Source organism: Rhizobium sp. 57MFTsu3.2 (assembly GCF_012932765.1).
In the GTDB taxonomy this organism is placed as follows: domain Bacteria; phylum Pseudomonadota; class Alphaproteobacteria; order Rhizobiales; family Rhizobiaceae; genus Rhizobium; species Rhizobium altiplani.
In genome coordinates this window covers 165,741-186,656 of sequence record NZ_JDWI01000001.1, presented here as the reverse complement: position 1 = coordinate 186,656, position 20,916 = coordinate 165,741, and the positions used below count along the sequence as shown (strand labels likewise).

Annotated in this window: 17 protein-coding genes; 5 read left to right on the top strand and 12 right to left on the bottom strand. The window is 61.9% G+C overall.

The features are described 5' to 3' along the window. Positions 1 to 19: 19 nt before the first annotated feature. From AF71_RS00900 to ubiE, 9 genes are all read right to left on the bottom strand, one after another. Positions 20 to 898, bottom strand: a complete 879-nt coding sequence (locus AF71_RS00900) for a DMT family transporter (protein ID WP_112824782.1) — start codon at positions 896 to 898, stop codon at positions 20 to 22. 136 nt (positions 899 to 1,034) lie between these two features. After that, complete coding sequence (locus tag AF71_RS00895; RefSeq protein WP_169679267.1) at positions 1,035 to 2,696, bottom strand: urocanate hydratase; 1,662 nt, start codon at positions 2,694 to 2,696, stop codon at positions 1,035 to 1,037. A gap of 54 nt (positions 2,697 to 2,750) precedes the next feature. Further along, positions 2,751 to 3,080, bottom strand: coding sequence for a TfoX/Sxy family protein (locus AF71_RS00890; RefSeq protein WP_018855144.1), 330 nt, complete (start codon positions 3,078 to 3,080; stop codon positions 2,751 to 2,753). A 4-nt stretch (positions 3,081 to 3,084) separates the two neighbouring features. Continuing rightward, positions 3,085 to 4,182 carry a DUF917 domain-containing protein gene (locus AF71_RS00885; protein ID WP_169679264.1) on the bottom strand — a complete coding sequence of 366 codons (1,098 nt, stop codon included), beginning with the start codon at positions 4,180 to 4,182 and terminating at the stop codon, positions 3,085 to 3,087. Continuing rightward, positions 4,182 to 5,447: a Zn-dependent hydrolase gene (locus AF71_RS00880; protein WP_169679261.1), complete on the bottom strand. Its 1,266-nt coding sequence runs from the start codon at positions 5,445 to 5,447 to the stop codon at positions 4,182 to 4,184. Before AF71_RS00880 ends, AF71_RS00885 begins: the two co-directional genes overlap by 1 nt. Next, positions 5,444 to 6,826 carry an amidohydrolase family protein gene (locus tag AF71_RS00875; protein WP_018855141.1) on the bottom strand — a complete coding sequence of 461 codons (1,383 nt, stop codon included), beginning with the start codon at positions 6,824 to 6,826 and terminating at the stop codon, positions 5,444 to 5,446. The genes AF71_RS00880 and AF71_RS00875 overlap by 4 nt, the downstream gene beginning before the upstream one ends. 30 nt (positions 6,827 to 6,856) lie before the next feature. Next, positions 6,857 to 8,440, bottom strand: a complete 1,584-nt coding sequence (locus AF71_RS00870) for an aromatic amino acid lyase (protein WP_018855140.1) — start codon at positions 8,438 to 8,440, stop codon at positions 6,857 to 6,859. An 89-nt stretch (positions 8,441 to 8,529) separates the two neighbouring features. Next, a complete protein-coding gene (gene ubiB / locus AF71_RS00865) occupies positions 8,530 to 10,104 on the bottom strand; it encodes a 2-polyprenylphenol 6-hydroxylase (protein ID WP_018855139.1) in 1,575 nt (524 codons plus the stop codon). Between the two features lie 56 nt (positions 10,105 to 10,160). Further along, positions 10,161 to 10,937: a bifunctional demethylmenaquinone methyltransferase/2-methoxy-6-polyprenyl-1,4-benzoquinol methylase UbiE gene (ubiE, locus tag AF71_RS00860; protein WP_025658684.1), complete on the bottom strand. Its 777-nt coding sequence runs from the start codon at positions 10,935 to 10,937 to the stop codon at positions 10,161 to 10,163. Positions 10,938 to 11,088: 151 nt separating this feature from the next. On the opposite strand from ubiE, the gene mutM reads away from it, so the two are divergent. The 5 genes from mutM to AF71_RS00835 all read left to right on the top strand — a co-directional run bounded on the left by mutM (position 11,089) and on the right by AF71_RS00835 (position 16,816). After that, positions 11,089 to 11,979 (top strand): bifunctional DNA-formamidopyrimidine glycosylase/DNA-(apurinic or apyrimidinic site) lyase, encoded by an 891-nt coding sequence (mutM, locus tag AF71_RS00855; protein ID WP_169679258.1) that lies wholly within the window; start codon positions 11,089 to 11,091, stop codon positions 11,977 to 11,979. A 14-nt stretch (positions 11,980 to 11,993) separates the two neighbouring features. Then, a complete protein-coding gene (locus AF71_RS00850; protein WP_018855136.1) occupies positions 11,994 to 12,767 on the top strand; it encodes an enoyl-CoA hydratase in 774 nt (257 codons plus the stop codon). 185 nt (positions 12,768 to 12,952) lie between these two features. After that, on the top strand, positions 12,953 to 13,231 hold the full coding sequence (gene rpsT, locus AF71_RS00845; RefSeq protein ID WP_016552476.1) for a 30S ribosomal protein S20: 279 nt from the start codon (positions 12,953 to 12,955) through the stop codon (positions 13,229 to 13,231). A gap of 836 nt (positions 13,232 to 14,067) precedes the next feature. After that, positions 14,068 to 15,615, top strand: a complete 1,548-nt coding sequence (dnaA, locus tag AF71_RS00840; RefSeq protein ID WP_026371516.1) for a chromosomal replication initiator protein DnaA — start codon at positions 14,068 to 14,070, stop codon at positions 15,613 to 15,615. A gap of 121 nt (positions 15,616 to 15,736) precedes the next feature. Further along, positions 15,737 to 16,816 (top strand): saccharopine dehydrogenase C-terminal domain-containing protein, encoded by a 1,080-nt coding sequence (locus AF71_RS00835; RefSeq protein WP_169679255.1) that lies wholly within the window; start codon positions 15,737 to 15,739, stop codon positions 16,814 to 16,816. Here the strand turns inward: AF71_RS00835 and AF71_RS00830 are convergent. Genes AF71_RS00830 through AF71_RS00820 form a run of 3 tightly spaced genes read right to left on the bottom strand, consistent with a single transcriptional unit; the run spans position 16,813 to position 20,868 of the window. Beyond that, on the bottom strand, positions 16,813 to 17,940 hold the full coding sequence (locus AF71_RS00830) for an ABC transporter substrate-binding protein (RefSeq protein ID WP_169679252.1): 1,128 nt from the start codon (positions 17,938 to 17,940) through the stop codon (positions 16,813 to 16,815). The two genes, AF71_RS00835 and AF71_RS00830, sit on opposite strands and share 4 nt — an antisense overlap. Beyond that, positions 17,937 to 18,686 carry a siderophore-iron reductase FhuF gene (gene fhuF, locus AF71_RS00825; RefSeq protein ID WP_113470555.1) on the bottom strand — a complete coding sequence of 250 codons (750 nt, stop codon included), beginning with the start codon at positions 18,684 to 18,686 and terminating at the stop codon, positions 17,937 to 17,939. The genes AF71_RS00830 and fhuF overlap by 4 nt, the downstream gene beginning before the upstream one ends. Before the next feature lie 4 nt (positions 18,687 to 18,690). Then, on the bottom strand, positions 18,691 to 20,868 hold the full coding sequence (locus AF71_RS00820) for a TonB-dependent siderophore receptor (protein WP_169679249.1): 2,178 nt from the start codon (positions 20,866 to 20,868) through the stop codon (positions 18,691 to 18,693). Positions 20,869 to 20,916: the final 48 nt, after the last annotated feature.

Sequence of the window (20,916 nt, the reverse complement as noted above, 5' to 3'; positions counted from 1 at the left end):
GCGAAAAATAATGGGTCGGCTAAACGTTCTTCAAGGTGCGGCGTGGCTGCTGTGACCGCGCCATGCCGCTCCAGAGATACCAGAAGACCGAGATCAGGATGATCACGCCGCCGATGATCGTGGAAAGCGTTGGCGTCTCGGAGAAGGCGAGCCAGACCCAGAGCGGGCCGAGCACGACGTCGAGCAGACCGATCAACCCGGCCTCGCTCGAGGGAATATAGCGGCCGCCGGTCATGAACAGTAGATAGGCGATTCCCGATGTCGTCGACCCGAAGACGGCAAGCACGAGGATCTCCTGCAGGCTCGGTATCGCGTGCGACATCAGTGGCAGGCAGAGCAGCACGCAGAAGCCGGATCCAAGCGCATTGACCGGCGCCAAGCGCAGTGCGGGGTAGCGCCGCGCCGCGACGAGCAGGATGCTGAAGGTCAGCGTCATCAAGAACGCCAGCGCGTTGCCGGCGATGTCCTGGGGCCTCGCGCCGAAACCTGCAACGATCAGAACGCCAACGAAGGCGATCATACTGGCGATGAGCACACGCCTGCTGATCTTCTCCTTCAACCAGACATAAGCGATGGCTGCCGCGACGAACGGGACGGTCGCATAGATCGCCAGCACGTTGGCGACTGTCGTCAGCTTCAGCGCGCCGATGTAGCCATACATCGATATAGCGGCCATGAGACCGAACAGCGGATAGAAATAGAGCGGTACCTTGCCGGGTTCCGCACTGATCCGCTTCTTTGCCAGAATGATGATCGTCAGCGCCAGACCGCCAAACAGCGAGCGCCATCCGAGCACGGTCCAGACATCGAGATCGAGCGCGCGGACGAAGAGCCCCGCGGTGCTCCACATGATCGTAGCAATGCTGACGAGGAGCATACCGTAGGTGCGGGGCTGCATGGCGGGTCCGTTCGTTGGAAGGGCAGCGTCGAATCAACACTCGATCTCTATCAGAGGCGCACGACCTGCGATCGATCGGTTGCGCCACGCCATAGCGTAATCGGACAGAAATGTTTCCGAGACAGGTGCCTTAGCGCTATCCGAGCCTAATGTAGGGAACGTCCTTCTTGGCCACCTCGTCGAGCGCCTCGTCATAGCCGGCATCGGCATAGCGCATGACGCCAAGCGCCGTGTCGTTGGTAAGCGCATGGTCGAGCCGCTCGTCGGCAGCGTCGGTGCCATCGGCCACGACGGTGACGCCGCAGCTCGTCATGTAGCCGGCATAGCCGCCGCCGCCGGAATGGACGACGACGAGATCGGCCATCGACGAGCAGAGCATCATCGCGTCGATCAGCGGCCAGTCGGCGATCGCGTCGGAGCCGTCCTTCATCCGCTCGGTCATGATGTTCGGATGCGCCATCGCGCCGGCATCAAGATGATCCCGCGAGAAGGCGACGGGCCCTTTCAGTTCACCGCTTGCTACGAGCTCGTTGACCCGGCGGGCAAGCATCGTGCGTTCACCGTGACCGAGCCAGGCAATACGCGCCGGCAGTCCTTCGAAGGGCACGTGCTCGCGCGCCAACCGGATCCAGTTGGTGATGATCTTGTTGTCTGGGAACATTTCGAGCAGCAGAACGTCGATCCGGGCGATATCACTTTCCGCGCCTGACAGTGCCATCCAGCGGAAAGGGCCGATTGCCCGGGCAAAGAGCGGTCGCAGATAGGCTTCGGTGAAGATCGGAATGTCGAAAGCGTTGGCGACGCCGCCTTCCTTGGCCTGTGTGCGGATAAGGTTGCCATTGTCGAAGACCTCGGAGCCCTTCTTCTGGAAGTCCAGCATGGCAGTGACGTGCTGCACGATCGAAGCTCGGCTTGCCGCCATCAGCTGTCCTTGACCGTCCTCGCGCAGTTCGCGAACCTGCGCAAGGCTCATGCCCTTCGGCACGTAGCCGTAGACGAGGTCGTGCGCGGAGGTCTGGTCGGTGACGATATCCGGCACGATGCCGCGCCGCGCGATCTCGGGATAGATTTCCGCAGCATTGCCGACGAGACCAACCGAAAGCGCCCGCTTGTCCTTCACGGCAGCATCGATCATCGCAAGCGCCGTATCGAGATCCGGCGCGATTTCCTGCAAGTAGCCGATCTCCTGGCGCTTCTTCGCGCGCTCGGGATCGATGTCGATGCAGAGGATGGCGGCCCCCGCCATGCGGCCGGCGAGCGGCTGCGCGCCGCCCATTCCGCCGAGCCCCGCCGTCAGCACGAAGCGTCCGAAGAGATCACCGCCGAACCGGCGCTCGGCAATGCGCATGAAGATTTCATAGGTGCCCTGGATGACGCCCTGGCTGCCGATATACTGCCACGCGCCAGCCGTCAGCCCACCCCAGCAGATCAGCCCCTTGCGCTGCAGCTCGTAGAAGACCTCGGCCTTCGCCCATTGCCCGACGATGTTGCAGTTCGCCATGATGACAAGCGGCGCCTTCGGATGCGTCTTCACGAGGCCGATCGGCTTGCCGGACTGGATCAGCAGCGTCTGGTCCTCGTCCATTTCGGTCAGTGCCTTGACGATGCCCTTGTGCGCCGCCCAGTTGCGCGCTGCCTTGCCGAGCGCGGCATAGACGATGAGATTGTCCGGATCCTCACCGACGGAGAGAACGTTCTCCAGGAGCCGCAGCAGCGCCTCCTGCCGCCAACCCTTGGCGCGCAGCTCCGGCCCGCCCGGTATCGGAAATTTCGGGTGACGTGGATTGGGCTTCGGCATCTTGGTCGTTCCTCTATCTCTGTCTTTTTTGGGTCTCTTGGGCCCAAGCTCCGTTCACTTGGCGGGCAGTGAGCGCACAAAGGCCGTCGCGGTCTCCAGGAGGCGGCGCCGCAAATCGTCATCGCCGTAAATCTCCGCGCCGACCCGGATCCAGCCGTGCATGGCGCGACCGCCGGAAAGCATCTGCACCGCGCCGGGCAAATCGAGCGCCCAGCCGTCATTGCCTTTGCCGAGGCGGACCAGCATGCCGTCTTGTCGGGCGCCGCAAAGGAGATTGCCGTCGAGCAGAAAGGCCAAACCACCGAACATCGGCTTCTCGCTGAGACCGGACATAGTACCCAGCTCTTCCCTCAGCAATTCCTCGAGGCCGACGTCCCGCGCCATGCGATCAGGCCTTTGCCGCGAGCGCGTAGCGGGCAAGCTCGATCCCCATCGCCTTCTCCACCGGGGGATAGACGGTCGGGTCGAGAACGCTTGCCGACAGCGGAATGATGCTCATCGGCACATGCAGGATGAAGACATGCATCCCACCCTTCAACTGACCGACGCTCAGCGGCTCGCCCTCGGGCGAGAGCGTTGTGATAACCGAGGGGAAGGTGGCGATCCGTTTGCCCTCGATGTCGTCGACGGCCATGTATTCGTTCATCACATGCATGGTCACCGCCTTGTCGCCGGAGCCGACGACGATCGTGCCGATGTCGAAGGCCTCCTTGGTATAGACGACGTTCTTCTTGGTGATGATGCCTTCGGCCAGGATGTGCCCGCCTGTTGTCTTGCAGATGGCATCGATCACGGCTGAACCGCCGTTCTTCTCAGCCGCAATGATCGCCTCGCCCAGCGCCAACGCCATCGAGATGCCGCCAAGTGCTGCGTGGGTACGCACATAAGAGGCGCGCAGCGGATTGCGGCAGCTGGCGATGAAGCCGCCCGACTGGTCGGAAGCCGCCCGCAGGATCGGCGAGATCTTCGCCGTCGCCCCCTTCACGACAAGCTCGATGTATCGGCTTTCGGCGCGGTTTCCGCCGACCGCCGTCTGGATCATCTGCTCGGGCGAGCCCGCCATGCCGATCGAGCCCATGTCGCCGGTCGGATGCGCGCGGATATCGCCGACGGCATCGACGACTTTTGTTCCGAGAATGGCGGAGGGCAGCCAGCCGTTCAGCGTCGACGACTTGCCGTTCTGGCCGATGATCAGGCCGGACAGTTTTTCGCCGAGTTCGTCCTGCAGCAGCTGCACCGCCTTCACATAGTCGATGCCCTGCATCTCCCAGGGTGTCGTGGAAGCCGGCGCGCCGATCGCGGCGGCCGTCGCGATCCAGTCGTCGTCCTTCAGCTCGTCGATCGACACAAGTTCCGGCTTGCCGACGTTGACCGCTGCATAGCCGAGCATGCGTCCGTGATCCGCCCAGCCGCCGCCGCCGGCGGCATAGACCGACCCGCCCTTGACCGCTGCTTCGACGTCCTTCTCAACGAGTATGCGTCCCATCAGGCATTCTCCTGCTTCAAGCTCTTGTCCATGTCCATGACGGCTTCGAAAAGCACGGCCGCCCCAAGCGCGATGTCGTCGTTCTCGGCCCACTCGTCAGCGGAGTGGCTGCGCCCCTCCTTGCAGGGTACGAAGATCATCGCGGCGGGCGCCACCTTGGCAATCCAGGCCATGTCGTGACCGGCGCCCGATGCCATTCGCCGGTGCCTGGCGCCGGCGGTTTCGCAAGCCCTTTCGAGCGTCTTCAATAGCCCGGCATCGCTCGGCGTCGGATAGTTGTCGGAGACGCGCATCGGGCTTTTGATGGACGCTCCGTAAGCGATGGCTAACTTTATGACATGTTCGTCCAGCCACTCGCAGAAGGCCTCCATGTCGTTGCGAATCTCGGCGCGCCCATCGATCAGCAGGACGACCTTCGAGGGAACGACGTTGGCGGCATTCGGCTCGATCCGGAACTCGCCGACCGTCGCCGCAAAATGCCCCGGCGTCTTCGCCCGGGCGGCTGCGGCATTGCGGATATCGAGGACGAGTTGTGCGGCGGCGACCAGCGCATCCGAGCGGCTATCCATCGGCGTCGTGCCGGCATGGTCGGCGCGGCCTTCGACGATGATCTCAATGCGGGTGATCCCGGCGATCGCCGTGACGATGCCGATATCGTTCTTCTCGTCGTTCTCAAGGACCGGACCCTGCTCGATATGCAGTTCGAGAAAGCCCGAAATATCGGGCCTGTTTTGCTGCTGCAGCACGCCCGGGCGCCCGCCGACCTCGGCAATGGCCTCGGCGAGGTCGCGTCCTTCCGTCGCGCGCGAAAGCCAGGCTTCCGGCAGTTGCCCGGTCATGCCCCGGCTGCCGATACAGGAAACGCCGAAGATGCTGACCTCCTCCGCAAGGAAGTCGACGATCTCCAGGTCGTGATCGAGCTCGATGCCCCGATCGCTGAGCGCACGCGCGACCTCAATCGCCGCCACCACGCCGGCAATGCCGTCGAAACGCCCGCCATCCGGCACGGTGTCTGAATGCGAACCGAGCATGATCGTGCCGCGCCCGTCGATGGCGCCCCGCCGCTTGCCGATCAGATTGCCGGCGGCATCGATCCGGGTCTCAAGGCCAGCCGCTCGCATGCGCGCTTCGATATAGGCGCGCCCCTCGAGAAAGAGCGGCGAGAAGGCACGGCGGGTCCAGGGATGGCCGGGTTCAGTGATTCCCGCTAGGGCGTCGATATCCTCGGCGATACGACCTGCGTTGACCGGCAGGTTTCTGGTCATTCTGCGGCTCCCGCGATCACCTGCCTCGGCAGCGGATGGACAAATCGCCCGGTCCCCGGTTCAGCCAGCACCGTCGCGCCATCGGTGATCTTCTCCCCGCGCAGATAGGTCGCGGCGACCGTCCAGGGAAGGCGGATGCCGTTATAAGGGCTCCAGCCGACCACGTTGTTGCCGCTCGCAGCTGCGTCATAGACCGTTTCGCGCGGCTCAAGCACGACGATATCGGCGTCCTTGCCTGGCGTGAGCGCTCCCTTCACGTGGTCGAGGCGGAAATGCTTTGCCGGGTTCTCTGCCATCAGCTTGGCCGCCCAGGTCAGCGGGATACCGCGCTCGGCGGCACCCTTGATGAAGAGCGGCACCATCACCTCGAGCCCGGGCACACCGGACGCGTTCGCCAACATGTCAGGATTGGTCTTGCGATTTTCGGACCAGCTGACGTGATCCGTCGAAACCAGCCAGACATTGCCCTCGGCAACCCTGCGCCACAGCGCCTCGACCTCGGCACGCGGCCGGATCGGCGGATTGATCTTCGCCTTGCCGCCGAGGCGTTTGACGTCGTTTTCCTCGTCCAGCGTCAGATAGTGAATGCAGCATTCCACCGTCGCCTCGAAACCGTCACGGCGATAGGCGCGCGCGATGTCATAGCCGCGTCCGAGCGAGCAATGGACCACATGCGAGGGGCATCCCGTATTGGCGCCGGTTTCAAAGATGGTGTGCATTGCCAGCAGTTCGGTGATCGGCGGCCGCGACAGCCCATGCGCCCGCCAATCGGTGATCCCGCTTGCTTTCACGCGCTCCATGTAGGTGCGGACGGCCTCGTCATCCTCGTTGTGGACGCCGGCGGTCAGCCCGGTCGGCGCAATTGCGGCAAAGCATTCGTCCAACAGGGCAGGGGGAATGCGCGGAAAACGTTTCGGATCCGTGCCAAACGTCGAGAACTTGAAGGCGGCAACGCCGGCATCCACCATTTCGGCGACCCGCTTGGCGCCTTCCTCGGGATCCACGGTGCCGTAGAGCGCAAAATCGACCCGCGCCTGCGGGCCGGCAGAGGCGATCTTCTTCTTTACCGCTTCCGCCGAACAGACAAGATTGCCTTCATCATAGGGCATGTCGACGATCGTCGTCACGCCGCCGGCAGCAGCCGAGCGCGTCGACCAGATGAAATCCTCCTGGTTCTTCTGCGACAGAGAGTGAACTTGGGCGTCGATTGCTCCGGGCAGGATCAATGCCTTGCCGAGGAGATTGCGTTCGCGGGCGGCAGGCGGTACGCCGAGGCCGATTTCCGCAATCTTGCCATCGCGGACGGCAACGTAGCCGGCTTCCAGAATGCGCTCCGGCAAAACGACCGTGCCTTGCAGAACGAGATCGAAATCAGCCATGCCGCTTGCTCCGTGGCGAATATTGAAGGATCAGATGGCGACCGGTTCCTGGGTCAGGCGCTGCTCGATGCGCGCCAGCGAGCCGAGCGCAAAGAAATCGTCGAAGGATGCGATAGGCACCTCTTCGATCAGCTTGGACATGAAGGCGTCGGAGCCGAATTCTTCCTCGATCGCTTCCACCTCGGCAGAAAGTGGCCGGTCGACCGTATAAAAGTCCGCATGCTTGCGAACGACGTCATAGAGCATTCCGCCGACACCTTTCGGCTTGTCGCCGAGGATGTCCACGGCCTGTGCGGAAAGCAGCGCCTCGAGAGCGGCGAGGCGCATCAGTGCCCGCATCTGACGCTCGAAACGCTCGATCACCAGCGGCAGGAACGCGGCCTCGTCCTCAAGCCCGGCTGCGACCACCAGCGACTGCGCGGAAACCGGGTTCGACATCGACAGCACGCGGGAGAAGATTTCGCCGGCCAGCTTGATAATCGGGCCGAAACCGGTGGCGATACGGCCGGGCGGCACGAGATTGACCGGCAGGTCGCGGCGCTGGCCGTTGCCGAGCAGGACGCAGCGGTTGAAGGCATTGCGGGCCGCGTGCGCCATGCAGAGAGCAGCCGATTCGAGAAGGATCGTCACGTCGAGCGGTAGCGACCCGCCCGAGGTCATCACCCGCCCCTCGACGACGACGGGGTTGTCGTCGGAGCGTCCGGTGGCGGCCAAAATCTTGTGGCCCGTCGTCAGCAGGTTCTCGATCACCGCCCCGAAGACCTGCGCGATCATGCGCAAGCTCAACGGGTCCTGGACGTGGGTCTTGACTGGCCATTGCCAGGCGTCCGACGCATTGCAGAGCCAGGAGCCGATCAGGGCCTCCCGGGAGGTGCCGACATGGCGGACGGAAAGCCACGGGTCGCGGGAGGCGCCGAGCGCGCCTGACGCCATCATCCCCGAGGCCAGCAGCACGCGTATGGAGGCCGCGGCGCTGCGGGTCGCGTCCGCCGCCGCGGCAAAGCTCACCGCGTTGACGCTGAGCGACGCCAGGCTGTCGCGCGGAGCCATGGTGAAGGGCTTCATGCCGGCCGCGGCGAAGGCATCGGCCGCCTGCATGCGCTTGCCACGGTAAATCGCTTCCCCGACGCCGGTCAGCACGGCGCCGATCTGGCCCATGAGACCGATGTCGGCGCAACCAATGGAGCCGGTGCGGCGGACGACCGGGATGATGTCGGCCTCCAGCATGCGCATATAGGCATCGACGAGTTCACGCGTGCAGCCGACCTGTCCCGTCAATGCGGTGTTGATGCGAATGGCCATCGCGTTGCGCACCACGGAGCTCGAAAACGGTGTCCCGGTGCCGAAGTGATGCGCACGTACCAGCCCGAGATTGAAAGCGTCTAGGTCCTCCGGAGACCACTCGACATCCTTCATGGCGCCGACGCCGGTGGTCGCCCCGTAGACGGGCATCCCGGCCTTGATCGCGTCCTCAACGATCCCGCGGGCAATCTCGATGCGGGCCATTCCGGTCGCGGAAGCTGACAGCGCCACCTTGCCCGATCCGACCCTCACCATCTCAGCAAAGCTGAGCGGTTGCCCGGAAAGTTCGATGCGGGGGCGTTCATGCTTCATCTGCCATATCTCCTTGAAAAGTGAGAGTATGCGACGGCGCTACTGAAGGGGATATCCCAAATATCGAACACAGCATGCATTGCGATGGATCAGGTGATCACCCAGGCTATATAGAGAAGAGCAAGAGCGATAATCCAGAGGGCGGCCCGACCAGAGCGATTGTGGCGCGCCTCGGATTTGCCGATCGCCTCGGCCGTTTCCGCGTCGAACCGCAATCCATTCTCGCTCATCTGTAGCAGCTGATGGTGAAACTTCTCGGTCTTGGCGGCAATCTCCGGCGCCGCTTCGGCAAGCTTCACAGCCGCCTTCAGCCCGTCCTTGAGATCGGTGACGATGCGCTTCGGACCGAGATTGTTGCGGATCCAATCGCCGACGACGGGTTCGGACGCCTTCCACATGTTGAAGCGTGGATTGAGCATGCGCGACACGCCTTCGACAACGACCATGGTCTTCTGCAGCATGACCAGTTCCGGCCGCGTCGCCATGTCGAAGAGTTCAGTCACCTCGAATAGCAGCGTCAGCAGCTTGCCCATCGAGATCGTCTCGGCAGGCTGGCCATGAATCGGCTCGCCGATCGCGCGGATCGCCTGCGCGAAGCTCTCGACATTGTGGTGGCCCGGCACGTAGCCGGCTTCGAAGTGGACCTCCGCGACCCGGATATAGTCGCGGGTGATGAAGCCGAAGAGAATTTCGGCGAGGAAGCGGCGTTCTTTTTTCCCCAGGCGTCCGACGATCCCCATGTCAACGGCGACGATATCGCCGTGTTCGTCGACAAAGAGGTTACCGGGATGCATGTCGGCGTGGAAGAAGCCGTCGCGCAGCGTGTGGCGGAGGAACGACTGGATCAACGTGTCCGCGAGCAGGTTGAGATCGTGGCCGGCGGCGCGCAGGCCCTCGACATCCGACATCTTCACGCCGTCGATCCACTCCATTGTGATCACGTCGCGGCCGGTGCGCTCCCAATCCACCTTCGGCACACGGAAGCCCGGGTCCTTCTCGGTGTTTTCAGCAATCTCGGAAAGGGCCGCAGCCTCCAGCCGCAAGTCCATTTCGACCTTGGTGGTCTGCTCCAGTGTCTTCGTGACCTCCACCGGCCTCAGGCGCCGGCTAGAAGGCATGAAGCGCTCCTGCATGTGAGCGACGAGGTACATCGCCTCGATATCATGCGTGAACCGCTGGCGCACGCCGGGGCGGACGACCTTGACCGCAACCTTCTTGCGTCCGGCAGGCGTATCGACCTCGGCGGGGTGCACCTGGGCAATCGAAGCCGCTGCAATCGGCTCATCGAAGCTCGCATAAAGCTCCTCGATCGGGCGGCCGAGAGACCCGGCGATGCTCGCCTTGGCCGCTGCGAGCGGAAAGAATGCCATGCGGTCCTGAAGCTGCGACAGATCGTCGGCAAACTCGACGCCGACGACATCCGGACGCGTCGCCAGGAACTGGCCGATCTTCACGTAGGAGGGGCCGAGCCGCTCCACCGCCTGCGCCAGCCGGTCGCTGCGCTTCTTCGATTTCGAACGATTGCGCGCGAACAAGCCGACAAACGACTTGGCGATGCCGACGGACGGCGGAAGATCTTCCGACGGCAGGGCCGAAATTACACCTTCGCGCACCAGAATCCAGCCGACGCGAGAGAGCCGGAAATATGCCCCCAGAGTGCTCATGCCGGATTGCCTGCCTGCGAAAGCCAGCGGGTGAACGATGTGCCCTCAACCATGCGTCAGAGCTTCCAGCCGGAATGAAGGGCTGCGATGCCGCCGGTATAATTCGTGAAGCTCACGCGCGAGAAGCCGGCATTGCGGATCATCTCGGCGAAGTTCTCCTGGTTGGGGAACTTACGGATGGATTCGACGAGATACTGATAGGGCTCGGCCTCGCCGGTGATCGCCTTGCCGAACTTCGGAATGGCGTTGAACGACCAGCTGTCATAGACGCGGTCGAGCAGTGGCATGTCCACTTCGGAGAATTCGAGCACGAGCAGCCGGCCGCCGCGCTTCAGCACGCGATGGGCTTCGCTGAGCGCCACGTCGATGCGCGGCACGTTGCGGATGCCGAAGGCAATCGTATAGGCGTCGAAGCTGTTTGCTTCGAACGGCAAGTCCTCGGCGTTGGCCTCGACGAAAGTCAGGTTGTCGGAGAGCTTCTTCTTGGCGGCGCGTTCGGCTCCGACGGCGAGCATCGAGCCGTTGATGTCGAGCACGGTTGCATGGGCCTGCCGGTTCGAGGCCTCGACGATGCGAAACGCGATATCGCCGGTGCCGCCGGCAACGTCGAGAACCTTGTAGCCGGGTTCCTTGCGCGGATTGAGGGCTGAGATCATCGCATCCTTCCAGACGCGGTGCATGCCGACCGACATGACGTCGTTCATGATGTCGTAGCGCTTGGCGACCTTATGGAAGACCTCGTTGACGAGGCCCTGTTTTTCACCATCCGCCACTTCGCGGAAGCCGTAGGATGTTTCCATGCCGCCTTCGGCGGAGGTACGGCTTTCTGACATCGAAATACTCCATCTATCTGAAATCGGCGCGGCGACCATAGCGAACGGACCCGCGCAGCGCTATCTGTGGGCCACGGTCAAAGCTGCGGCACCTTGGCGCTATAGCGCACAACGCCCGTGGTTGAAACATGTTAGATATAGATGGGTTAAGATGCCGGAATTGCCAGAAGTCGAAACCGTCAGACGCGGGCTTGCCCCCACCATGGAAGGCGCGCGGATCGCCCGCCTGGAACTGCGCCGCAAGGACCTGCGGTTTCCCTTTCCGGACGGTTTGGAGGCGCGGGCAACCGGTCGCGAAATCGTCGCGCTCGGTCGCCGCGCCAAATATCTGCTGATCGATCTCGATGACGGCACGACGATCATCTCGCATCTCGGCATGTCAGGTTCCTTCCGCATCGAGGCAGGACCGCTATCCGATGCTCCCGGCGAGTTTCATCATGCCCGTTCGAAGGATGAAAAGCACGACCACGCGATCTTCCACCTGGAAGGACCGAATGGCATCAGCCGCGTCATCTATAATGACCCGCGCCGCTTCGGCTTCATGGATATGGCGCAGCGCTCCGAGCTTGATCTCAATCCCTTCCTCTTCGGCCTCGGGCCGGAGCCGACCGGCAACGAACTCAGCGCTGCCTATCTGGCGGAACGATTCATGGGCAAGGCGCAGCCGCTGAAGAGCGCGCTGCTCGATCAAAAGAATATTGCCGGGCTCGGCAATATCTATGTCTGCGAGGCGCTGTGGCGCGCGCATTTGCGCCCCACCCGGGCAGCGGCGACTGTCGTCACCAAGACCGGTAAGCCGAGCAAGCAGATGGACCTCCTCGTTGCGTCGATCCGCGGCGTCATCGCCGACGCCATCAAGGCGGGGGGCTCGTCCCTGCGGGATCATATCCAGACGGATGGGTCTCTCGGGTATTTCCAGCACTCTTTCTCGGTCTATGATCGCGAAAGTCTACCTTGCCGCACGCCCGGTTGCGGCGGTACGGTCGCGCGCATCGTTCAGGCGGGGCGCTCGACCTTCTACTGCCCTGACTGCCAAAAATAACGGGAGGATTGTCCATGGCCTACGAAACGCTGATCGTCGAAACTCGCGGGGCGGTAGGGCTCATCACATTGAATCGCCCGCAGGCGCTGAACGCGCTGAATTCGACAGTGCTGAAGGAGCTTCTACAGGTTCATGAAGCCTTCCAGGCCGACGACGCTATTGGTGCGATCGTTTTGACTGGCTCCGAGCGCGCATTCGCCGCCGGTGCCGACATCAAGGAAATGCAGCCTCTCGGCTATGTCGATGTCTATAGCCGCGATCTGATGAGCGGCTGGGACGACGTTGCCAAGGTGCGCAAGCCTGTCATCGCTGCCGTCAGCGGCTTTGCGCTTGGCGGTGGCTGCGAACTCGCGATGATGTGTGACATCATCATCGCTTCGGAGACTGCCAAGTTCGGCCAACCCGAGATCACCCTCGGCGTCATCCCCGGCATGGGCGGCTCTCAGCGGCTGACGCGCGCCGTCGGCAGATATAAGGCCATGGATCTGATCCTCACCGGCCGGATGATGGATGCCGCCGAAGCGGAGCGCGCAGGACTCGTTTCACGTGTGGTGGCGCCCGAGCGCCTGTTGGACGAGGCGCTGGAGGCGGCCGCCAGGATTGCCTCGCTGTCGCGTCCTTCCGTTCTGATGGCCAAGGAAGCGGTCAACCGCGCCTTGGAGACGACCCTGGACGAAGGTCTGCGCTTCGAGCGCCGGCTTTTCCATAGCCTGTTTTCCACCGAAGACCAGAAAGAGGGGATGACGGCCTTCATCGAAAAGCGTAAGCCTGCCTTTAAGAACCGCTGAGCCTTGGAGAAAGGCGGCGTTTCCTTGAAAATGCGCGTTGACGTGGGTCGGCTTTAGGGTTATATGCCCGCCCACGGTTCGGGAAGCCACTCCGGTTTTCCGATTATGCTCCCGCATTGCTGTATGAAGTGGCCGCAAGGCCCGCGGTGATGACGGAGTTTGTTCGAATTCTTAGAGAGGCATCCATGGCCAATACAACTTCGGCGAAAAAAGCGACCCGCAAGATCGCCCGCCGTACCGACGTCAATAAGGCTCGTCGCTCGCGCGTTCGTACTTTCGTTCGCAAGGTCGAAGAGGCAATCGCATCTGGTGATGCTGCCAAGGCTAAGGAAGCTTTCCTGGCCGCGCAGCCGGAACTGGCTCGCGCCGCAAGCAAGGGCGTTGTGCACGCCAACACGGCTTCCCGTAAGGTTTCGCGCCTGGCAGCTCGTGTGAAGGCTCTGTCGGTTTCTGCGACCGCATAATCTTTCGTTAATAAACGCAGCATTATGATTAGCCCGGCAACTTTGTCGGGCTTTTTCGATTCCGCCGACTAGCTTCCGTATGGTTAATTCGGCGACGATTTCATGTCGGGCGTGTGACATGAAAAATGCAATGAAAACAAATACTTGTTGTAGGATACTTCAGGTGTGCTCGACTCAGGCCCTACAATCTGCGGTCTGAGCAGAGTCAAGAAGCTTTTTTATTTTTTTCTTTTTATGCGTGTCAAAAATGCCCAGAATCGGAATCCCCTTGATTCAAAAGCGATTCTTTTTTGACATCGATGTGACGCTCAAAAACTGCAGCCGGAGTCAACGGCCCGCTCTTAATTTTGCGTAAAATTCATCGTTGATTCCCGCATTCGATCCTGCCTAAATGCCGATCAACAAGGGGTCCAGACATCACCTGTAAAGGCTTGGTCTGAAACTGCCACGTCGGCAGGGCGATGATCCTGTGCCACTTGTTACGGAGAGTCAAAGTCTTCGGTTTTTCACGCAGTTAGGCATTTTTGACCGCGATGTGGCTGTCGCGGAACGGTGATGTTTTGTGTGTTGGTTGCACGCGTTGCGTGAAGCCGAATTGGGAAGAGAAGTCGTGGCAGGACGATTGAACGCCGGTGTTACGAGGAACGGCATCCAGTCCGAGGGAACGCAGTCGAACCGCATGATGCGGCGCGCACTTTCCCGGGAGAATCTTGCGAGTGGGGCAGTATTTGAGTGAACCGGCAGGCGAGTGGCTCATGAGGGTGCCACTTTCTAGCCATAGCGGGGAAATAATCGGGCGACGAAACAAAGTCGGCCGACGAATGGAAGGCGGCATGATGCAGATGAATACAATGACGGCGGATGTCCTGGAGAGTGGGGACAATGAACCGCAGGCGTTTGGCTCTATTTGCGCCGAGGCGGCAGGGGAAAAGGGAGACATGAAGCATGGTGTACTTTTCGAGCGTGTCAGCGCCCGTCTGAAGGCGCAGGTCGGTCCGGATGTTTATGCAAGCTGGTTTGCACGGCTGAAATTGCATTCGGTTTCAAAGAGCGTCGTGCGCCTGACGGTGCCGACAACTTTCCTGAAGTCCTGGATCAACAATCGGTATCTTGAGCTGATCACCAGCCTGTTCCGGGCCGAAGACTCTGAAATCCTGAAAGTCGAAATTCTTGTTCGCACGGCAACGCGTGGCGTTGGTAAGCCGGCTGAAGAGCCGGTTTCCCCGGAGCCTGTTGCCGCTGCGCAGACGCGCCGCCCTGTGGCGCAGCATGCCGGCCAGATTGCGCAGCAGGCGGTTTCGTCCGCTGCCGCAGCCCGTCCGGCCACCTCCGGCCAGCCGCTCTTCGGCTCGCCTCTGGATTCCCGCTTCACCTTCGACACCTTCGTCGAAGGCAGCTCGAACCGCGTGGCACTTGCCGCCGCCAAGACGATTGCGGAAGCCGGACAGGGCGCTGTCCGTTTCAATCCGCTGTTCGTCCATTCCAGCGTCGGCCTCGGCAAGTCGCATCTTCTGCAGGCGATCGCCAATGCCGCGGTTCAGAACCCGCGCGCACTGCGCGTCGTCTATCTGACGGCAGAGTATTTCATGTGGCGTTTCGCAACCGCGATCCGCGACAATGATGCTCTGACGCTCAAAGACTCGCTGCGCAACATCGACCTTCTGATCATCGACGACATGCAGTTCCTGCAGGGGAAGATGATCCAGCACGAGTTCTGCCACCTGCTGAACATGCTGCTCGACAGCGCCAAGCAGGTCGTGGTCGCTGCCGACCGCGCTCCCTGGGAGTTGGAATCGCTCGATCCACGCGTCCGCTCGCGTTTGCAGGGCGGCGTTGCCATCGAGCTCGATGCGCCGGACTACGAAATGCGCCTCGAAATCCTGAAGCGTCGCCTCGCCGTAGCTCGCGTCGAGGATCCGTCACTGGAAATCCCGGCGGAACTGCTCAACCATGTTGCCCGCAACATCACTGCGAGCGGCCGCGAACTGGAAGGCGCCTTCAACCAGCTGCTCTTCCGTCGCTCCTTCGAGCCGAACCTGACGGTAGAGCGCGTGGACGAGCTTCTTGCCCACCTAGTTGGTTCGGGTGAGCCGCGTCGCGTCCGCATCGAGGATATCCAGCGCATCGTCGCACGGCACTACAACGTGTCGCGCCAGGAGCTGGTCTCGAACCGCCGCACCCGTGTCATCGTCAAGCCGCGCCAGATCGCCATGTATCTGTCGAAGACGCTGACGCCGCGGTCCTTCCCGGAAATCGGCCGTCGCTTCGGCGGTCGCGATCATACGACCGTGTTGCATGCCGTTCGCAAGATCGAGGAGTTGATTGCTGAGGATACGAAGCTCTCGCATGAGATCGAGTTGCTGAAGCGCCTGATCAACGAATAGTCGGGAAACCTTCTGTGCTTTGACGGCCGGGGCATTGCTCCGGCCGTTTTCTTTTGCGCACAATCTTCTGTACGCTGGCTGTGAGGAGCGTGTGCCGCGTGCACAAAAGGGGAGGGAGTTGATGAGTTTCGACAGGATTGCCGTTCTCGGGCTGGGCAAGGTCGGGCGGTTGGCAGCGACGCTCCTGCACGAGGGGGGCTTCGACGTTCTCGGCATCGATATTCAGGCGCCGACAGAGAGCCTTCCGTTCCAGTGCAGGAGTGGGGACGTTTCCGACCCCACCACCATCGGCGAACTGCTGTCGAGTGTCGAGGCCGTGCTTTCCTGCCTGCCCTATCACCTCAACATCGGCCTGGCGCGCGCTGCCCATCTTGCGGGGATCCATTATTTCGACCTCACGGAAGACGTGCCGACCACAAATTTCATCATCGAACTATCCAAGACCGCGCGCGGGCTGATGGCGCCGCAATGTGGCCTCGCCCCCGGCTTCGTCGGTATTGTCGGATCGAGCCTTGCGGATGGATTCGACAAATGCCGTTCCATTCGCATGCGCGTCGGCGCCCTGCCGCAGCATCCGACCGGTCTCCTCGGCTACGCCTTCAACTGGTCGCCCGAAGGCGTGGTCAATGAGTATTTGAACGACTGCGAAGTGATCGAGGGGGGCATTCGCAAGCTCGTCTCGCCGATGGAATGGCACGAGACGATCTACGTCGAGGGTGTGAAACTGGAGGCCTTCACGACATCAGGCGGCCTCGGCACCATGTGTGACACCATGCTCGGCAAGGTCGAGAACCTCGACTACAAGACGATGCGCTATCCCGGACACATGGATCTGATGAACTTCTTCTTTCACGAACTCCTGATGCGCGACAGGCGCAAGCTTGCCGGTGAAATCCTCACCAACGCCAAGCCGCCGGTCGAGGACGATGTTGTGTATGTCCACGTGGCAGCGGAGGGCACGGAGAACGGCAACCTGCGCCGCAAGGAGTTTGTGCGCGCCTACTATCCGATCGAGATAGCAGGCGCTCGCCGCACGGCGATTGCCTGGACGACATCGGCCTCGGTGGTTGCCGTGATCGAAATGGTGCGCGAGGACCTGCTGCCGTCCACCGGCTTCCTGCATCAGGAATACATTCCGCTGGAGATGTTCCTCAACACGCCGACCGGCAGTCTTTTCAAGACCGGTGCGCCTGGACGTTAACCCGCCAAGCTAGTCCAGTATGCCCCCTCGAACGGGACCGCAGCGAAACGCTCGTTGATTTCGGCGAGGCCGCCCGCCGGATCGAGATCGCCGAACAGGTCAGGCCTTACCCAGGATGCCACGGCTTCCGCCGCCAGCACATTCAGCGGCACGGCGTTGAAGAAGTTCCACATGCCATGCACATTTCCCTCGCGCACAGCCTTCAGTGGGGCAAGGGCGGGTGCCTTAACGGTTTCCTGGAGCGACCGACGGGCTTCTGCGGGATCGGCGCCAGGGCCAATCGAGAAGACGGTGTAGACGCCACCCGGCGAGCCTGTGGCGATATAGACGTCCGGCTCCGCCGCGATGATGTATTCCGCCGTCACCGGCCCGCCCTGCGGCGGTAGGTTCTTGTCCGCGATGTTGCGTCCGCCGGCAAGCGTGATCAACTCGCCGAGGCCGGTCCGGCCGATCGCCCAGCTGCCCCGTGTTGCGCTCGGGAAGGCGTCCATCAGCACCAGCGGCGCATCCTCGCCTCTCCCTGCCGACTCTGCCTTGATGCGCTGCACCCGCTTTTCGAAGAACTGCGCATAATCTTCCGCTTGCCGATCGCATTCCAGAACGCGGCCGAGGAGGCGAATGTCTCGCGGGGTGTTCTTCAGTGGATCGAGATTGAAATCGACGACGATGACAGGCACGCCGATCGATTGGAGATAGTCGATGGCACGTTCGCCTTGTTCGCCATCGGCCTGCCACCTGCCCATGATTGCAAGGTCCGCCTCCAAGGAGAGTGCGGCCTCAAAGTTCATGCCATCCGCCTGCCCATTGCTGACCAGCGGGACCTTGTCGAGGGCCGGAAACTTGCTGCGAAAGGCGTCGTAGATGAACGGATTGTCCGTCTTCATGTCGGTCGCCCAGCCAGCAAGCAGGCTGACCGGATCCGGATGGATCAGCGACAGCGCGAAAAGATTGAATCCCGTTCCGAGGATGATCGACTTCGGCTTCCTTGAAATCGTCACCGTTCGACCGACCGCGTCGGTCACGGTCAGCGGCCAGCGCGTCTCGGCCTTCAAGAGAGCCGGCGCGCAGAGCGTCGTGGACGCGGCGGCGAGAAAGCCACGTCTCGTGATCGTGGAAAGGGTCATTGTACGTTCCTTTGGCTCGGAAGAGCGCAAGGCTTGCCGCAGCTCGGCACGTCGGGCAGCATGTAGCGCAAGCAGCATATCTTCCGCCGGGCGACGCGCTCACCATCCTCCTCGACATATCGGACGCTGCCGCAAAGAGGATTGACGCCGCCATCCGGCAGGCAGCCGCGCACGAACACCGTGAGATCGGGGCCTTCAGCTGGCCGGGTCAATCGCAGCGCATAGTCGAGATAGACAGCGGCATTGTTCCAGCACAGCTTGGCCGAAATACCGCAAGCGTTGAGTTTCGCGACCGCCTCGGGAAGATGTTGCTCCAACAATGGACCTATCGCCCCGAACCCGTCGTCCTCCTCGACCGCGGCATGCCCGCCCCGGTGTGGAACGCCGAACGCGCGTGGCAGCCCGTTCTCCTGCAATGCGATGGTCATCTCATCGAAGGCGATCGGCAGCGCCTGCGCGGCGAGGCGGCGCGCCAGCACGTAGGGGATGGAAAGAGTGGAGAAGTAATATAACGACCACATCGAGACGACGGCGCGCCTGTCGCTGTCTCCACATGCCTCGGCATAACGATCAATCGCCTGCCTGAACCCGCCGTCACCGAAGAAGCGCGGCAGCGGTACCCCGTCCGATAGCTCGGTTGAGAGTACCATCTTCTCGCTGCACCACGCATGCTCGCCGGCGAAAGCCGGCGAGAGAATCGAGGCGCTCTGGCCTCGATCGGCGACATGGTGCTGTGCGCTCGCCATCAGCTCACCATGTGTAGCGCAGGCTGCCGATCACGGCGCGGCCCTGGTCGCGATAGCAGAAGCCCGCCGAGCAGACGGCCTCCCGGCGGTCGAAGAGGTTGGTGGCGTTCACCTGCAGGCTCAGGCCGTCGTATTTCTTGTCCAGCGCCGCGAAATCATAGCTGATGGCGGCGTCGAAGAGGACGCGTGAGCCGTTCTGCGCCGTGTTGGCGTCGCTGGTGTAACTCTTGCCGAGATAACGGGTGCCGAAGCCGATGCCGAGGCCGTAGACCGGGCTGCTCTCCTGGAATGTGTAATTCGCCCAGAGCGAAGCCATGTGCCTCGGAACCGACGAGACGGAATTGCCAACGGTCCCGGTCGTTCCTTCCAGGATCTCGGTATCGGTGTAGGTATAAGACGCGACCAGCGACAGGCCGTTGTCGAGGCTCGTGTTCGCTTCGAGTTCCAAGCCACGGGAGCGAATCTTGCCGCGCTGCACCTGAATGTTCGCCGGTCCTGTCGGCAGGTTCACGACCTCGTAGTAGAGGCTGTTCTTCTGGTCGATATTGAACAGCGCAGCCGTCAGCAGCGTGTTGCTGTTCGGGAGCAGGTACTTGACGCCGATCTCTTCCTGCTCGCTTTCCGTCGGCTTGAAGGGCTGGTCCGTCTCCTGGTTGATACCGGCATTGGGTGCGAAGGCGGTGGAGTAGCTGGCATAAGGTACAATGCCGAAATCGGTCTCGTAGCCCAAGCCGACACGGCCGGAGAATGCCTTGTCCTTTTGCGAGAGGCTGGTCAGAGCGTTCGTGCTGAGGTCGGTATTGTCGGTGTCGGTCGAAACCCAGTCGTAGCGCCCGCCGACGGTGAGTATCCATGCGTCATAGCGGATTTGGTCCTGCAGGTAGGTGCCGACCTGCCATTGATCCTGGATGGTGCGGGTGTCGAAGTCGATCGGTGCAACGGGCGCTCCCGCGGTCGGATTGTTGGTGTCGAGCGGCGGCGACACGCCCCGACCATCGAGCGAACGCCAGCGCAGCTTGGTCAGGTCCAGGCCCGCAAGCACCGTATGGTCGACCGCCCCCGTTTCGAACTTGGCTTCCAATTGATTGTCGATGACGAAGGCCGTCAGCCGCTCGTCGAACGTGCCGGCGCTGCGGTCGAGGAGACTTGGATCGACCGCGTTGGGGGCGTAGGCAAAGGCCCAATCGGCGTCGATGTTGAGCGTCGATGCGCGGGCGTTCTGGCGGAACACGAAGACGTCGTTCAGCCGGTGCTCGAATTCATAGCCGATGCGCGCCTGGTTCTGGACTGAATCGTTGAAGGCCGGATTGCCTGCGAAAATGTCGGTTACGTTGCCGGCCGGATCATTGTAGTAGGCCGCCGTCCCACCGGTCTTGGTTCGGGAATACTCGCCGAGAATGGTAAGCTTGGTATCCTCGTCCGGCTTCCACATGAAGGCTGGCGCGATATAGACGCGGTCGTCGGGAACGCTGACCTGTTCCGTGTTGGCATCGCGGTAGAGGCCAGTCAGGCGATAATAGAAGGGGTCCTCATTGTTAACGGGACCTGAGAGGTCGAACTGGGTCTGATAGCGTTGGTCGGTACCATACTGCAGCTGAACTTCGTGAAAAGCGTCTTCCGTCGGCCGCTTGGTGATGAGGTTGTAGAGACCGCCGGCGCCCGTTGCTCCATACAGCGCTGAGGATGGTCCACGCAGGATTGAGACACCTTCGAGGCCGTAAGGCTCGGTCTTGAAGAGTGACGAACCTGCGCCGGGCTGACGAAGGTTATCGCGGAAGATCCCCGTATAGGTCACGTCGAAGCCGCGTACCGAGAATGAATCGAAGCGCGGATCGAAGCCGTAAGCACCGACACGAGTGCCCGGTGTGTAGGCGACCGTATCGAGCAGGCTCTGCGGATTGCGGTCCCTCAACTGCTGCTCGGTTACGGACGAAATCGACTGAGGAATCTCGATGAACGGCGTGTCGGTCTTCGTGCCTGTCGCGCTGCTCTTGCCGACATAGCCGTCAGCCTGGATCACGCCGCCGCTGCCGCCATTGACGATGATATCTTCAAGAACCGTCGCTCCGTCTTGCTGCCCCGCGGCATCCTGTGCCGCAGCCGGCGCGAGAAGATGGGCGAGCACCACGCCCGTCAAAGCTGATGTGGAAAGGAATCGAGAAGAAAATTGAAGATTATTCATTGGCTTATCACACCGGAAGGCTCATTGCAGAATTTTATCTGGAGTGTA